Here is a 16367-nt window from a genome sequence, read left to right as displayed (position 1 = left end):
CATGATCTTCAATTTCTTCCGCTTCGAACTGCGCGAGCAGCTGCGTTCCCCGCTGCTGTGGCTGCTGGCCGGGCTGTTCGCCCTGCTTGCCTTTGCCGCCGCGTCCAGCGACGCCGTGCAGATCGGTGGCGGCACCGGCAACGTGCACAGCAACGCGCCCACCGTGATCGCGCAGATGCTGGGCATCTTCACCCTGCTCGGCATGCTGGTCACCGCGCTGTTCGTCAGCAACGCGCTGTTGCGTGACTTCGAACTCGGCACTGCCGAACTGATCTTCGCCAGCCCGGTGAAGCGCCGCGAATACCTGGCCGGGCGCATCGGTGCCGCGCTGGCGGCCGGGCTGCTGGTCTACATCCTGATCGCGTTCGGCCTGTGGCTGGCGCCGTTCATGCCATGGGTCGATCCCGAGCGCATGGGCCCGATCAGCTGGCAGGGCTATGCCTGGACGTTCGCGGTCATCGTCATTCCGAACCTGTTGTTCACCACCGCACTGCTGTCGCTGCTGGCAGCGCTGACCCGCTCGATCCTGTGGGTCTACATCGGCCTGGTGGCCTACCTGGTCCTGTACGGCGCCAGCGCGGCCCTGCTGCGCGACATCGACAATACGTGGATCGCGGTGCTGAGCGAACCGCTGGGCATGCGCGCACTCGGCCGTACCATCCGCTACTGGTCCACTGCCGAACGCAACGACGGGATTCCCGAGCTGGCCGGTTACCTGCTGGCCAACCGCGCCCTGTGGTTGGGCGTGGCTGCCGCGCTGTTCGCCGCCACCTTCGCGCTGTTCCGCACCGAACGCAGCGGCAGTGGCCGTCGGCGCTGGGGCCGCAGGCAGGCGCAACCGGCTGCCGATGCCAGCGTGGTCCGCCCCACCCGCGCGACACTGCCGCGCGTGATACCGGCGTTCACTGCCAGCACGGCGTGGCAGCAGTTCCTGCGCCAGGTCCGCTTCGATACACGCGGCGTGCTGCGCAGCGTGCCGTTCATCGTGCTGCTGGTATTGGGCCTGGCCAACTTCCTGCCCAGCGCGCTGTTCCGGCAGACTCTGTACGGCACCTCGATCTGGCCGGTCACCTCGCAGATGATCATGGGCCTGCAGGGGGCCTTCAGCTGGCTGCTGGTGATCATCGTGCTGTTCTTCGCCGGTGAGCTGGTCTGGAAGGAACGCAGTGCGCGCATCAATGAAGTGACCGATGCCATGCCGGTGCCGAACTGGGTGCCGCTGCTGGCCAAGTTCACCGCACTGCTGGCCGTGATCATCTGCTTCCAGGCCGCCGGCGCGCTGGCGGCGATGGGCGTGCAGCTGGCCAAGGGCTACACGCATCTGGAGCCGCTGCTGTACCTGCGCAGCCTGGCGCTGGATTCGGTGGTCTACATCCTGATGGGGGGCCTGGCGCTGGTGCTGCAGGTGCTCACCAACAACAAGTTCATCGGTTATGCGCTGCTGATCGTGGTGATGATCGGCCAGGGCGTGCTCGGCCTGCTCGACTACACGCAGAACCTGTACAACTTCGGCAGCTGGCCCAACGCGCCCTATTCGGACATGAACGGCTACGGCCACTTCCTGACCGGGCAACTGGCGTTCCAGGGCTACTGGGCGCTGTTCCTGCTGACCTTGATGTGCCTGGCGTCGGCCTTCTGGGTACGAGGTGTCAGCCAGAGCCTGCGCCAGCGCCTGGCCCTGGCCGGCCGTCGCCTGCGCGGCCCGACCGGTGCCTTCGCCGCAGTGGCCGCCCTGGCCTTTGTCGCCGTGGGCGGCTGGCTGTACTGGAGCACCAACATCCGCAACGAGTTCCTTTCCCCGGATCAACAGCTGGACCTGCAGGCCCGCTACGAGCGCGAGCTGTCGAAGTACCGCAACCTGCCGCAGCCCCGCATCGTGGCGGTGGACAACCGCGTGGACCTGTTCCCCGAATCGCAGTCGATGGTGATCGATGCGAACTGGACGGTGCGCAATACCCACGCCACGCCGATCCAGGACGTGCACGTCTCGATGGGCGATGACAAGCAGCTGGTCGCGGTCGACCTGGGTGGGCAGACACTTTCGATGCATGACGCCGATCTCGGCTACCGCATCTACCGCCTGCAGAAACCGCTGCAACCGGGTGAAACCCGCAGCGTGCATTTCCGGGTGGTGCAGAAGCCCAACGGCATCACCGCGGGCCAGGCACCAAGCAACATCGTCGACAACGGCACCTTCTTCAACAGCCGTGTACTGCCGTCGTTCGGCTACAACGAAGGCGCCGAGATCAGCGACCGCAACGAGCGGCGCAAGCGCAACCTGGGTGAGCCGCGGCGCATGCCCAAGCTGGAAGACGAAGCCGCGCGTGCCAACACGTACATAGCCCACGATGCCGACTGGCTCGACTTCCGCACCACGGTCTGCACGGCACCGGACCAGGTGGCGTTGGCGCCGGGCTACCTTCTGAAGGAGACCACGGTAAATGGCCGGCGCTGCTTCAGCTACGCCATGGACCGGCCAATGCTGAACTTCTACGCCTACCTGTCGGCACGCTGGGAGGTGCGCAGGGCGAAGTACAAGAACATCCCGGTGGAGGTCTACTTCGACCCGGCGCACGGCTACAACGTGGACCGTATGATCGAAGCGGTGCAGAAGTCGCTGGCCTACTACGAAGCGAACTTCACCCCGTACCAGCACCGCCAGGTACGCATCATCGAGTTCCCGGGCTATGCCCGCTTCGCGCAGTCGTTCGCCAACACCATCCCCTACTCCGAGGCCATCGGTTTCATCGCCGACCTGCGTGACCCGGACAAGGTGGACTACGTGTTCTACGTAACCGCGCACGAGATCGCACACCAGTGGTGGGCGCACCAGGTGATCGGTGCCAACGTGCAGGGCGCGACGGTGCTGTCCGAATCGCTGTCGCAGTATTCGGCACTGATGGTGATGGAGCAGGAGTACGGCCGCCAGCACATGCGCCAGTTCCTCAAGCGCGAACTGGACGGCTACCTGTCCGGCCGCGGCGGCGAGGCCATCGAGGAACAGCCGCTGGAACGTGTGGAGAACCAGCAGTACATCCACTACCAGAAGGGTTCGCTGGTGTTCTACCGGCTGCGCGAGGAGATCGGCGAGCAGGCGCTTAACCGCGCATTGAAGCGCTTCCTGCAGGACAAGGGGTACCAGCAACCGCCGTACACCACCTCACGCGAGCTGCTGGACTACATCCGCACCGAGACCCCGGCCGACCGCCAGCAGCTGGTCACCGACCTGTTCGAGAAGATCAGCTTCTACGACAACCGCGTGATGGCCGCCAGCGCCCGCAAGCGCGATGACGGCCGCTACGACGTGACCCTGGACCTGCACGCCGCCAAGCAGTACGCCGACGGCAAGGGCAAGGAGAGCGACGGAAAGATGGATGACTGGGTCGAGGTCGGCGTGTTCGCCAATGGGCCGTCGGGCAAGGAGCGCGACCAGAAGGTGCTGTACCTGCAGCGCCACCACATTACCAGCGCCGATCCGAAGATCACAGTGACGGTGGATGAAAAGCCGGACGAAGCAGGCTTCGATCCCTACAACAAGCTGATCGACCGGGTGAGCGATGACAACCGGCGCAAGGTAACGATGTGAGGTATGCGGTGGTGCCAGTCAAATGGCTGGCATCACTGCTGCAGACAAAAACGACATGCCACGCCCAATTGCGTCATTTAAAGTCCTGATTGGCCAGAGATGCAGGGACACCACCAGATTCCATTTCAAGGCAAGCGATACTCTCCGTGAACCTTCGAGAGGCCGCGATGACATCCAGCCATATCTACTTCGCCGCACACGGAATCTCCGCATCAGTGAACTGGGCAGCCGAGGTATTGGCCGACTGTGGTCTTGAGCTCGAATTGGAGCTGGGTGGGAACAGTGTTCTCATTACGGGCGATGAAGACGTTCGCCTGCGGCTCTCTCTCAACGACGCGCCCCATGTCCTCCAGGAAGCCATCGAGCTAGCGCATGGCACTGAACACGTACATGCCATGAGCCAGTGCACGGCCAGATTCGAGATCTCAATCACCGACCTGGAGGCGGTTTTGGATGAGATGAACACGCTGATCGAGGTCCAGCAGACACTGCTCACCGCCGTGGACGGTGTCCTGTGGAACGAGTGGAACGAAGCACTCAGCCGGTGATTTCCGGCTGAGGCCTGGCCTTCGGCCCCAGCAACGCCAGCAGCACGAAGACCACGATCGAGGCGACGGTACCGAGCGCCGCCGGCAACCCGAACGCCCATGCCGAACGGCCCTGCTGGCGCGCCCACTGGGCCAGATGCCAGGCCGCGCCCAGGTTGATCAGCCAGGCAATGACGAACACCGGCCATAGCACCATGCCCACCGCGCGCAGCAGGGGCATGGACACCAGCGCGGCAGCGATCGCCGCGATCAGGAAGATTAGGGCCGAGCGGGAATGGCGTGCCGTGGATACGCTCATGCGGCCAACCTGCGCACCATCACCAGCACGCGATAGCTGCGGTTGTCGGCTTCCTGCAGCGGCTTCCAGCCCAGCCGCGCATACAGCCCACCGTCCAGGGCCTCGGTCTGCAGGTAGAGATCGGAAACCCCCATCCGCACCGCCTGCGCCGCTGCTTGCTCCACCAGCGCGCCAGCCAGCCCACGCCCGCGATGGCTGTCGGCCACGAACACGCTGCCCAGCCAATGTTCGTACTGTGGGAACGCCTGCATTTCCCGCCGCTTGAGCTGGACTGCGCCAACCACCTGACCGTCATCGAATGCGGCGATCAGGTGCGGGAAACCTTCGGCATCCTGTGGCGGATTGAGCCGCTGCAGTTCCTGTTCCAGTGTCAGGTTGGCGTCCAGGCCCCATTCCGCGTGGTACCACTGGGCCAATTGCTGCCGTTCCGGTGCGTCGGCGGGTAGTCCCCTGAATTCCATGGCAATGCCTCGATCCCGATGTCACCCAAGGGGATCATGGACGGCGCCCGAAGGGAAGCCTTCTGTAAAGTCGAGCCATGCTCGACACATCAGGCCATGCGCGAAAGGCAGTCGAGCATGGCTCGACGCTACAAATGGCCCGACGGCAACTCAGCCTTGGGCGAAGTCCTTCAGGATCTCGCCAACGCCGCTGGGCGAGATCTCAAAGCCCAGCGAAGTACCCGGGTTGATTACCACGCCGTAGCCACCCGGCACGCGGCGCAGCACCTCCAGCATCAGCCAGCGGATCTGGTGTTGCGCCTGCTGGCTGTAGACGCCCACCCGCGACGGCTCGGTGAACACCGCCACATGCAGGGTGCCCTGCTTGTCGAACAGCAGCGGGTCGAAGCCGCTGCCGTCCGGGGTGACCAGGCTGCCGGTCAGCAGCACTACCTCGGAAGCGACGAAGGCCTCCATGAAGGCGCGGATCGGCACCGCCCCGTCCATCGCCGCCTTCAGCAGGGTTTCGATCGGGGTCTGCGGGGCGAGGTCGGTCATGGCGATACGGCGGGGCGTGAGGGGTGCCTATTGTGCCGGATGCGGCCAAACCCGGTAGTGCCGGCCGCTGGCCGGCATCTGCAGGTACCCGGAATCCGGGGCTGCCGGCCAGCGGCCGGCACTACCGCCCCAGACGCTGGTCCCGCGCCTTCTGGTCGGCCATCGCCTTGTCCAGCTCGGCTTGCAGTGCCGGCTGCTGAACGGCGGCATCCAGCACGTAGACCTTCACGCCGTGCGCGGGCACGTCGGCCTTCAGCGGACCGTTCACCTGCAACGAACCGCCGTCCAGCGCATCACGCCAGCGGCCGGCCTGAACGAAGCGCGTCACGCTGAAGGTCTTCGTCTGGTCACCCTTGTTCAGCAGCACCAGCGCGGTCTGCGCCACCTCGCCATGCTGCAGCACGCGGAAGAACACTGCCTCATCACCCTGCAGGCGCTCATTCACCTGCAGGCCGCGCTGCAGCGCCGGGGTGACTTCGCGCAGTCGCGCGATACGCTGCAGCGGCGCGAAGATCGGGCTCTTCGGCGCCGCATCCACACGCGGCTGGCCGAAGTAGGCGCGATTGCCGGCATGCTCGGCACGGCCACGCATGAAGCCCGTCTCCGAACCGTAATAGACCACCGGAATGCCGCGCGCGGTGAACAGCCAGTTGTGCGCATCGATGAAGCCATCGTCGCTGGCCTGCAGGCGCGGCATGTCGTGGTTGTCGTAGAAGCTCATCAGCTCGTACGGGTTGGCGTACGGTCCGCCGCTCAGGTGCAGCGGCTCGGCCAGGGTCTCGAAGCCCTTGCCGGCGGTGCCGAAGGTCTGCTCCAGTGCGCCGCGCAACGGGAAATCCAGCACGCTCATGTTCGCGTTGGCGGGCCAGGTGTGCTCGGCGATGGTCGCCGCGTTGTAGTCGAAGGCTTCGCCGAACATGAACATGCCCGGATGCTCGGCGCGGATGCGCTTGACGAATTCATGCCACCACGGGTGCGGCAGCCAGCCGATGGTGTCGATGCGCAACGCGTCCACGCCCTGCGCGGTCCACTGCAGGTAGGCGCCGACCAGGTAGTCCATCACCGCCGGATTGTCCTGGTTGAAGTCCGACAGCTCGGCCAGGTTGCCGTCGAAGATCGAGCCGTCCTTGCTGTCGACCGGACCGATGTTGTTGTAGAACGCGTGCAACGGGTTGTGCTTCGGATCCAGTTTCTGCGGCGGCAGGTTCTGGTGGTCGGCAATCAGTTTTCCGTCCTTGTCGAAGATCTGCCCGAACTGCGGCTGCCGCGTCGGCATGGTCCAGGCCGGCGAACCGTGGTTGCCCACGATATCCAGCACCACCTTCAAGCCAGCACCGTGCAGGCCCTTGGTCAGCCCGGCGAAGTCCAGGTCCCTGCTCGGCAGGTGCTCGTCGAGCTTGTAGAAATTGATGCCCCAGTAGCCGTGGTAACCGGTCTTGCCACGATCGGTCAGCGTGCTGGTACAGCTGATCGGCTTGCTGCCGGTAAAGGCCTCGTCCGGGTTGTCGACGATGGGCGTGATCCACACCGCACCGAAGCCCAGGTTGCGGATGTACTGCGCATTGTCGAGCACGCCACGGAAGTCGCCGCCGAGGTAGCCGATGTTGCCGTCCACCTTGTCCGGGCATGGCACCGGGATATCGAAGGTGCGGTGCGCGCCACCCTGGTCACGATGGTCGTTGGACGGGTCACCGTTGACAAAGCGGTCGGTGACCACGAAGTACACCGCATCGCTGGCGAACGGCTCGGTGGTGCCGACGTAGTCCGGGCGCGGCGCGGCCGCGGCCTGGCCGGCGAACAGGGCAAGGGAAACAGCAACAGCCAGGACACCACGCATCACACCACCTCCGGACGGGACGGAACCCGCAGCACGCACAGGCCGGCCAGGAACAGGCTGCAGCCGCCCAGCACCAGCACATGCATCGGCTGGCCACCCAGCCATGCGCGCAGGGCAAAGCCAAGCGCACTGGCCGCCACCAGCTGCGGAATCACGATGAAGAAATTGAAGATGCCCATGTACACACCCATCTTCGACGCCGGCACGCTGTCGGACAGCAGTGCATACGGCAACGACAGGATCGAGGCCCAGGCAAAGCCCACACCCACCATCGACAGCAGCAGCCAGTGCGGGTCGCGGATGAACATCAGCGAGACCAGGCCGGCGCCGCCCAGCCACAGGTTGACCAGGTGGCTCCAGCGCAGGCCGATCGCACGCACCATCGGCGGAATCAGCACCGCCGCCAGCGCAGCGAAGCCGTTGTAGGCGCCAAACAGCACGCCCACCCAGTTGGCACCTTCGTTGTAGGCGGCCGACTGTGGATCGGTCGAACCGAAGTGGGTACCGGCCACCGCAGCGGTGGTGTAGATCCACATGGCGAACAGCGCGAACCACGAGAAGAACTGCACCCACGCCAGGCGGCGCATGGTGACCGGCATCGCGCGCAGGTCGCCGACGATGGCGGCCAGCATATGCGTGGCCGGCAGCGCGCGCGCCGCCGCCAGCAGCAGGCCGTAGCCGGCGCACAGGCCGGCCAGCACGTACAGCATCCTGTCGCCTTGCCGCCAGGTGATCAGCAGCGCCAACAACACACCCAACCCAAGCCACAGGGTCACCCGCGTCCATGAAGCCGGTCCGTTGATCGCGGCCGCCGCGTGATGTTCCGGTGGCTCGGCATCATCGAACCCGGCCAGCTCCGCCGGTGAATATTCGCGGGTGCTGACCACCGTCCAGGTGATCGCCGCGAGCAGCACCACCGCGCCGAAGTAGAACGCATAGCGCACAGTGTCGGGCACTTCCCCGGCGGCCGCGGTGTTGGCAACGCCGAAGTGGGCCAGGATGAATGGCAGGAAGCTGGCGACGATGGCGCCCACGCCGATGAAGAAGCTCTGCATCGCGTAGCCGGCCGGACGCTGGCGTGGCGCCAGCTGGTCGCCGACAAAGGCACGGAACGGCTCCATCGATACGTTGATCGAGGCATCCAGCACCCACAGCGTGCCGGCCGCGATCCACAGCGTCGGCGAGTTCGGCATCACCAGCAGCGCCAGCGTGGTCAACACCGCACCGATCATGAAGTACGGACGACGACGACCCCAGCGGGTCCAGGTGCGGTCGGACAGGTAACCGATCACCGGTTGCACCAGCAGGCCGGTCAGCGGCGCGGCAATCCACAGCCCGGGTACCGTGTCGATGTCCGCACCCAGCGTCTCGAAGATGCGGCTGGCGTTGGCGTTCTGCAGGGCGAACCCGAACTGGATGCCGAGGAAGCCGAAACACATGTTCCAGATCTGCCAGAACGACAGCTGCGGTTTGGCGGGACGATTCATCGTGCACCCTCTTCCATCGCCACCGGCGCCACCGTCAGCGCCTGCACCTGGGCCTGGTTGAGCACGCCCTCGCGGCCGCCCTTGCCACCGGTGTAGTGCGCGAAATGTTCAAGCGCGCTCATGTTGAAGCCCTCTTCAAGCGCAACCGTGCATTGCCCCTTTGGCACCGTGAATGTTGCCGAGGTCGAGTCCTGCACGGCCATGCTGTGCGGCAGAGTGACCGTATGCCGCTGCAACGGCTGGCCCGGGCACTGCAGCACCAGCTGCTTGACCGCTGCAGTGACGCCGGTGTTGATCGGCCCGTTCGGGTTTCGATATTGCAGGCGCAGGCGAACCTGCCCGGCCTTGGCCGAGGTGAACGGCCAGCGCTGCGCACCCTTCAGCACCTGCTGCGGACCGACGCAGACCATTGGGCTGTGCAGCGATTCCAACGCGCCTTCGCGTCGGGTCAGGCTGAGGCAATGCTGCAGCCCATCGTCGCTGATCTGCACCTGGCCATTGCTGGCGACGACGGCCCTGCCGTCCTTCCACAGAACCTGCCCGGCTTGCACCGGAACGTTCCAACCCGTGCCCCTGCGCAGGGCCTGCGGTGCCGCCGGTGTTGCGGGCGCACGCGCGTTGGCATCCGCAGTCGTAGCAGCGAAGCCTGTTGCTGCCGGGGCAGTCACCAGCTGCACCGTGGTGGTCGTGCCGCGCGTGGTGGTCCTGCCCGCCACCAGCAAGCCATCGCCCACGCTCTGCGGACGCTCCAGCACATAGCGCTTGCCAGTGACTTCCAGGCTGATGCTGCGCTGCGTGCCGAACAGTTCCGGCACCAGCGCGGCCGGCAGCTTGGGCTGCACGCGGCCATCGTCCTGCACGCCGAACACGCCTTCGACCACCATCGACAGATACCCGGCCACCGACCACAGCTGGCGTTCGGAGTTGACCACCGGGCCGCTCAGCGCGCCTTCCTCGACATGCACGGCCTGGCTGACCAGCTCGTAATTCTCCATGTTGGAACCGGCCAGCGCGGCGCCCCGCATCAGCGAACGGATCTCGGCGGCGATGCGCGGCGCATCGTCCAGCTGCCGCGCCGCACGCAGCGAGTAGGCGCTGACAAACGGCCAGATCGCACGGTTGTGGTAGATCGGCTGCTGCGCTTCCTGCGGCCAGACCACGGGGCTGCCGGCTGGCCCCATCGGGTAAGCAGCCAGTGCACGGCGCGCGCGCTCGGGCGGCAGCACCCCGGCGAGGATACCCAGCGACAGGCCCAGCAGATCGACCTTGGCGTACGGCACCGGGTGCGCGGCTTCGCCGATGTAGCTCATGTACTGGCCGATATCCTCGCGCCAGAAGCGCGCATCGATCTGCTGCGCCAACGCATCGGCCCACGCCTTGTAGTCGGCCGCGCGGGCGTCGCCGTGCTGGCCGGCCAGGCGTTCGGCCAGGCGCAATGCCTGGTAGTGCAGCACGTTGGTGGACAGTGCGTAGGAATCACCGATGAAGCGCACGTCCTCGCGGGTCCAGTCCGGATAGGTCTGCTCGCGCCAGTCCAGGAACGAGGTCTCGCCACGGTACAGGCCCACCTGCGCGTCGAACACCATCGCGCGGTCCTGCGCCAGCGTGCCCTGCAGCGCCTGCCAGACCTGGTCGGCAAACGCGCGATCCTCCAGCAGATGACGTGCCGCCAGGAACCACACAACGCGATCGCTGCTGATCGGCCAGCTGCCACCGGAACCGGTGTCCTGCGCCACGAACAGGCCGGGCGTGTGCCCGTCGCGCGCCGCCGACAGCTTGAACTGCAGCGACTGCCGGGTGCGCTCCGGGTCCAGCCGCGCCAGCGCCAGATCGGCGGCGAAGCTGACATCGCGGGTCCACACATAGGGCCAGCGCGCGCCGGTCTGGAAACACTCGCACGGCACCGGTCGGCCTTCGTCGAACGCGGGATCGCGAATCGCGTCCACGCGGTCCTGGTCCATCTCCTGCTGGGCCAGCGCGAACAACGCGTCGAACATCACGCTGCCGGTCTGGCTGCGCATCGGTGCGGCTGCGATCTGCACTGCGCCCTTCGGCGCATGCAGAACAAAGCCGCCGTTGGCAGCGGCTTCGGCGCGCGCATGGCGGCCGTCGAATTGCAGGTCGGCCGCCTGCGCGGTCGATCCCAGCGCTGCCCCCAGGGCAGCGGTCAGGCAAATGATCTTCAGCATCGAAGCGGCGGACCGGCTTGCGCCCGTCGGCCTCCCTCCCTCTCTGCACGCGTTGTAGGTCCGCACCGTCGTTGCCGGCGGGCGGGCGCGGCCCCTCCCTCAAGGTGCCTTGGCCCCATGGTAGACGCGGGGCTGTCGGCTGCGTCCAGCTGCATACGTATTCATGGCGCCACGCGGTAGCGCGCCTGCTGCGCTGGCTTATGGTCCGGGTCTGCCAACGGCGCCTTGGGAGGGGAAATGCCGATGCCACACACGGTTGTACGCGCGCTGTTCGCGCACATGTTCGGCCTGGCCCTGTTGGGCGTGGCCACGCTGGCGCAGGCCGCGCCACAGGTCGTCAGCGTCGAATCACCCGGCAAGGTGCTCAAGGTCAGCCTGGTGCTGGACGGCGGCACCGCCCGCTACCGCGTCGAGCGTTTCGGCGAACCCGTGGTGGAGGATTCGAGGCTCGGCTTCGCCCTGCGCGACGGCCGCCTGGACCGCGATTTCGCCCTGCTTGGCCAGCAGCGGCGCAGCGTCGACGACAGCTGGGAGCAGCCGTGGGGCGAGCGCCGGCTCACCCGCAACCACTTCAACGAGCTGACCGTGCAGCTGGCCGAAACCACCGGCAGCAAGCGTCGGCTGGATGTGGTGTTCCGCGCCTACGACGATGGCCTGGGCTTCCGCTATGTATTCCCCGAACAGCCGAACCTGCACGAGGCGATCATCGATGACGAACTGACCGAGTTCGCCATCGCGCCTGAATCCACCGCCTGGTGGATCCCCGCCGGCGAGCCGATCCACTACGAATATCTGTACCAGCGCACCCCGCTGCGCGAGGTGCCGCTGGTGCATACGCCGATGACCGTGCGCAGCCGCGATGGCCTGCATGTGGCCATTCACGAGGCCGCTCTGGTGGACTACGCCGGCATGTGGCTGCGGCGCACCGAGGGGCAACGCCTGCGCGCGCAGCTGTCACCCTCGGCCGAAGGCTGGAAGGTGCGTCGTGCCCTGCCCTTCGCCACGCCGTGGCGCACGCTGCAGATCGCAGACCGCGCCGGTGGCCTGGTCGAATCGGACCTGATCCTCAACCTCAACGAGCCCAATGCGCTGGGCGATGTGAGCTGGGTGAAGCCGGCCAAGTACGTGGGCGTGTGGTGGTCGATGCACCTGGACAACGAGAGCTGGGCTACGGGGCGGAAGCACGCTGCCACCACCGCCAAGACGAAGAAGGTGATCGACTTCGCCGCCGCGCACGGCTTCCGTGGCGTGCTGGTGGAAGGCTGGAACCCGGGCTGGGACGGCATGTGGGTGGGCAATGGCTACGACTTCGATTTCACCCGCGCCACGCCCGATTTCGACATCGAGGCGCTGTCGGCGTATGGCCTGAAGAAAGGTGTGCACCTGATCGGGCACCACGAAACCGGCTGCGCCATCGAGCACTACGAGGAGCAGCTGGGCGCCGCGCTGGACCTGTACGCACGGCTGGGCGTGGACCAGTTCAAGACCGGCTACGTCTGCGACGATGGCCAGGTCGACCGCCGCAATCCCACGGGGGGCCCGCTGTGGCGCGAGTGGCACGACGGGCAGTTCATGGCCCGCCATCACCTGAAGGTGGTGCAGGAGGCTGCGCGCCGGCACCTGTCGGTGAACCCGCATGAGCCGATCAAGGACACCGGCCTGCGCCGCACCTACCCCAACTGGATCTCGCGCGAAGGCGCGCGCGGCATGGAGTACAACGCCTGGGGCCAGCCGCCGAACCCGCCGGAGCACGAGGTCAACCTGGTGTTCACCCGCATGCTGGCCGGGCCGATGGATTACACCCCCGGCATCCTCAGCCTGAAGGGCCGCCACGGCCAGGCCATTCCCAGCACGCTGGCCCGCCAGCTGGCGCTGTACGTGGTGCTGTACAGCCCGATCCAGATGGCCGCCGACCTGCCCGAGCACTACCTGCAGCATCGCGAGGCATTCCGCTTCATCGAGGGCGTGGCGGTGGACTGGGAGCAGAGCCGCGTGCTCGATGGCGAAGTGGGCGACTACGTGACGATCGTGCGCCGTGACCGCAACAGCCGTGACTGGTTCCTCGGCAGCATCACCGACGAACACGGCCGCGTGCTGCCGGTGTCACTGGGCTTCCTGGAGCCCGGCGTGCGCTATCGCGCCGAGATCTACCGCGATGGCGAGGGCGCTGATTTCCGCAGAAACCCGTTCGCGTTCGCACGCGAAACCCGCGAGGTGACCAGTGCCGATGCACTGACGCTGGTGCTGGCACCGGGCGGTGGGCAGGCCATTCGCTTCACGCCGCTGTGAATGCCCCGGTAGTGCCGGCCGCTGGCCGGCAAGCCGGTGAACGTGATTGCCGGCCGCTGGCCGGCACCACCGCAAGCAGGATCTGAAAGCGATTACACCCCTGCAGACGCCATTGAATACGTATGCAGGGTGATTCCCGCGAAGAATGCGCTGCCTACCATAGCGGCGACGACAGCGGCCACCGCGTCGCACGTTCACGGCCCCGCCGGAACGCTCACAAATCGATCTGCAACATTGCCTGGGAGGGGAAAATGTTGAACCACAAGCGCAGTGCGCTGAGTCTCGCGCTGGCCGTTGTGCTGGCGCCGACGCTGGCGTCGGCACAGTCCACGCAGAGCACCACCACGCCGGCCGCCACCGCCGCCACCAACCTGGATACGGTGCAGGTCACCGGCATCCGCCGCGGCATCGAGAGCGCGATCGCGGTCAAGCAGGACGCCACTTCGGTGGTCGAGGCGATTTCCGCCGAAGACATCGGCAAGCTGCCCGACGTCAGCATCGCCGAATCCATCTCGCGCCTGCCCGGCCTGGCCGCCCAGCGCGTGGCCGGCCGTGCGCAGGTGATCAGCGTGCGCGGCCTGTCGCCGGACTTCGCCACCACCCTGCTCAATGGCCGTGAAGTGGTCAGCACCGGCGACAACCGCGGTGTCGAGTTCGACCAGTACCCGTCCGAGCTGGTCAACGGCGTGACCGTCTACAAGACCCCGGACGCGGCGCTGGTCGGCCAGGGCCTGTCGGGCACCATCGACATGCAGACTGCCCGCCCGCTCAGCTTTGGCGAGCGCGTGATCGCGGTCAGCGGCCGCTACCAGAAGAGTTCGCTGGGCCGCGCCGCCAACGTCGATCCGTACGGCAACCGCTTCAGCGCCAGCTACATCGACCAGTTCCTGGACAAGACCCTGGGCATTGCCATCGGCTACGCGCACAGCGACATGCCGATCCAGGAGAACCAGGTCGGCCTGTACGAACCGTGGACCACCGAACACACCGACAAGGGCGAGCGCCCGGGCGTGGGCGCCGGCACCTACTTCTCCGATGGCATCAAGGCGCTGCGCCGCACCGGCAACAACAAGCGCGACGGCGTGATGGCCACGATCCAGTTCCGGCCGAACAACAGCTGGACCAGCACCTTCGATGCGTTCCACACCGAAGCCGAGCAGATCGACACCGCCAACCAGTTCGAGCTGAACCTCAGCAACTACAACGGCAACTACACCCCGGGCCTGCTGGTCAGCAACCCGCAGATCAACGCCAACGGCTCGTTCACCGGCGGCACCGCCAGTGGCGTGTATCCGCTGGTGCGCGGCATGTACAACAAGCGCAAGGACAAGATCGATGCGTTCGGCTGGAACAACGAGTTCAACTTCGGCGGCGTCAAGCTGGTCGCCGACCTGAACTACTCCAAAGCCACGCGCGCTGAGCTGAACCTGGAAAACAACCTGCAGCTGACCCCGATGCCGCAGCTGGACACGGTCGGCGTGTCGATCCGCCAGAACGGCTTCTCGCAGATCAACCCGGGCCTGAACTACTCCAATCCCGACGCGCTGTTCCTGACCAACACCATCTACGGTTCCGGCTACGGCAAGGTGCCGCAGGTGGAAGACCGCCTGAAGGGCGGCAAGCTGGCCGCCACGATTGCGCTGCCCGAGGCCATTGCCTCGTGGGCGCCAGACCTCGACATCGGCGTGAACTATGCCGACCGCCGCAAGGTGAAGACCCAGTCCGAAGGCAACATCCTGCTCGGTGCACAGGGCGATGCCAACATCGCCTCGGACCTGCAGTACCGCCCGGTCGACCTGAGCTTCGCCGGCCTCGGCACCATCCCGGCCTGGAACGTGCCGGCCGCGGTCGGTCGCTACATGACCTTCAACCCGGTCGACAACCTGGACTACCTGATTCCCAAGTCGTGGACGGTGCAGGAAAAGATCACCACCGCGTGGGCGCGCCTGAACATCAACACCGACATCGGCGTGGTCGGCGTGCGCGGCAACATCGGCGTGCAGATGCAGCACACCGACCAGAGCTCGGATTCGCGCTACTGGGACAGCTCGCAGCCGGCTGGCAGCAACATCCAGCCCTACTCCGCAGGCCGCAAGTACAACGACTGGCTGCCGAGCTTGAACCTGGCCTTCATGTTCCCGCACCAGCAGACGCTGCGCTTTGCCGCCGCCAAGCAGGTTGCGCGGCCGCGCGTGGACCAGATGCGTGCCGGCCTGGAGTTCGGCGTGGACACCGGCACTGGCCGCCCCGGCGGCAGTGGCGGCAATCCGCTGCTGGACCCATGGCGTGCCACCGCGCTGGATCTGTCCTATGAGAAGTACTTCGGCGAGAAGGCCTACGTGGCCGCCGCGATCTTCTACAAGGACCTGAAGAGCTACGTCTACACCCAGTCGGTGGACAACTACGACTTCACCGCGCTGCTGGGCAGCTACGTACCGCCGCCGGGCATGACCGCACCGGTGCTGACCACCGGCACCTTCTCCGCGCCGCAGAACGGCAAGGGCGGCACGCTGAAGGGCCTGGAGCTGACCGCATCGTTCCCGCTGGACATGCTGACCGACAGCCTGCGTGGCTTCGGCGTGCAGGCCAGCGCGACCTTCAACAAGAGCGACATCACCATCCTGGATCCGGAAAGCGCGTCCAGCGTAGGCAGTGACCCGATCAGCCTGCCGGGTCTGTCCAAGCGCGTGTACAACTTCACCGCCTATTACGAGCGCAGCGGCTTTGAAGCACGCGTGAGCCAGCGCCGACGTTCGGACTTCATCGGTGAGATCGGCAATTTCAACGGCAATCGCAGCCTGCGCTACGTGGTGGGCGAAAACGTGACCGACGCGCAGGTCAGCTACACCTTCAGCGACAGCAGCGCCCTGCGGGGGCTGACCCTGCTGCTGCAGGGCAGCAACCTGACCAACGAGCCGTACCGCACCTACGCCGGCAGCAAGGACCGCCCGCTGGAGTACATCGAATGGGGTCGCACCTACATGCTGGGCGTGAACTACAAGTTCTGAGGTCGCGCCGGGCCCTGCCCGGCGCCCCGGACTCGGTAGTGCCGGCCGCTGGCCGGCAACAGAAAACAGGGAGCAGGACCGGAAACCCGCTGCGCAGGCAGCGGGTTTTCTTTTGCGCGAATGCCCT

Annotated in this window: 10 protein-coding genes; 4 read left to right on the top strand and 6 right to left on the bottom strand. The window is 66.2% G+C overall.

Features of this window, described 5'->3' with window-relative positions; genetic code table 11:
* Window position 1 precedes the first annotated feature (1 nt).
* Window positions 2–3586 (top strand): ABC transporter permease/M1 family aminopeptidase, encoded by a 3585-nt coding sequence (locus AC5P7E_RS10060; RefSeq protein WP_114618525.1) that lies wholly within the window; start codon window positions 2–4, stop codon window positions 3584–3586.
* 146 nt (window positions 3587–3732) lie between these two features.
* The gene (locus AC5P7E_RS10055) at window positions 3733–4134 is read left to right on the top strand and encodes a hypothetical protein (protein ID WP_229302625.1); all 402 of its coding nucleotides are present in this window, start codon (window positions 3733–3735) and stop codon (window positions 4132–4134) included.
* Here the strand turns inward: AC5P7E_RS10055 and AC5P7E_RS10050 are convergent.
* From AC5P7E_RS10050 to AC5P7E_RS10025, 6 genes are all read right to left on the bottom strand, one after another.
* Window positions 4124–4432, bottom strand: a complete 309-nt coding sequence (locus AC5P7E_RS10050; protein WP_088431548.1) for a hypothetical protein — start codon at window positions 4430–4432, stop codon at window positions 4124–4126. The two genes, AC5P7E_RS10055 and AC5P7E_RS10050, sit on opposite strands and share 11 nt — an antisense overlap.
* Window positions 4429–4893 (bottom strand): GNAT family N-acetyltransferase, encoded by a 465-nt coding sequence (locus tag AC5P7E_RS10045; protein ID WP_114618524.1) that lies wholly within the window; start codon window positions 4891–4893, stop codon window positions 4429–4431. Before AC5P7E_RS10045 ends, AC5P7E_RS10050 begins: the two co-directional genes overlap by 4 nt.
* Window positions 4894–5043: 150 nt before the next feature.
* A complete protein-coding gene (locus AC5P7E_RS10040; protein WP_114618523.1) occupies window positions 5044–5430 on the bottom strand; it encodes an SseB family protein in 387 nt (128 codons plus the stop codon).
* A 121-nt stretch (window positions 5431–5551) separates the two neighbouring features.
* Window positions 5552–7267: an alpha-amylase family glycosyl hydrolase gene (locus AC5P7E_RS10035; RefSeq protein ID WP_114618522.1), complete on the bottom strand. Its 1716-nt coding sequence runs from the start codon at window positions 7265–7267 to the stop codon at window positions 5552–5554.
* Window positions 7267–8754, bottom strand: coding sequence for an MFS transporter (locus AC5P7E_RS10030; RefSeq protein WP_114618521.1), 1488 nt, complete (start codon window positions 8752–8754; stop codon window positions 7267–7269). The genes AC5P7E_RS10035 and AC5P7E_RS10030 overlap by 1 nt, the downstream gene beginning before the upstream one ends.
* Window positions 8751–10943, bottom strand: a complete 2193-nt coding sequence (locus tag AC5P7E_RS10025; protein WP_114618520.1) for a glucosidase family protein — start codon at window positions 10941–10943, stop codon at window positions 8751–8753. The genes AC5P7E_RS10030 and AC5P7E_RS10025 overlap by 4 nt, the downstream gene beginning before the upstream one ends.
* A 237-nt stretch (window positions 10944–11180) precedes the next feature.
* On the opposite strand from AC5P7E_RS10025, the gene AC5P7E_RS10020 reads away from it, so the two are divergent.
* Both AC5P7E_RS10020 and AC5P7E_RS10015 read left to right on the top strand, forming a co-directional pair.
* Window positions 11181–13232, top strand: a complete 2052-nt coding sequence (locus AC5P7E_RS10020; protein WP_114618519.1) for a glycoside hydrolase family 97 protein — start codon at window positions 11181–11183, stop codon at window positions 13230–13232.
* Between the two features lie 251 nt (window positions 13233–13483).
* Complete coding sequence (locus tag AC5P7E_RS10015) at window positions 13484–16240, top strand: TonB-dependent receptor (protein WP_162792531.1); 2757 nt, start codon at window positions 13484–13486, stop codon at window positions 16238–16240.
* Window positions 16241–16367 lie beyond the last annotated feature (127 nt).

It is taken from the genome of Stenotrophomonas sp. YJH_SMC_25, assembly GCF_059369595.1.
This window is presented reverse-complemented; position numbering and strand designations above follow the sequence as displayed.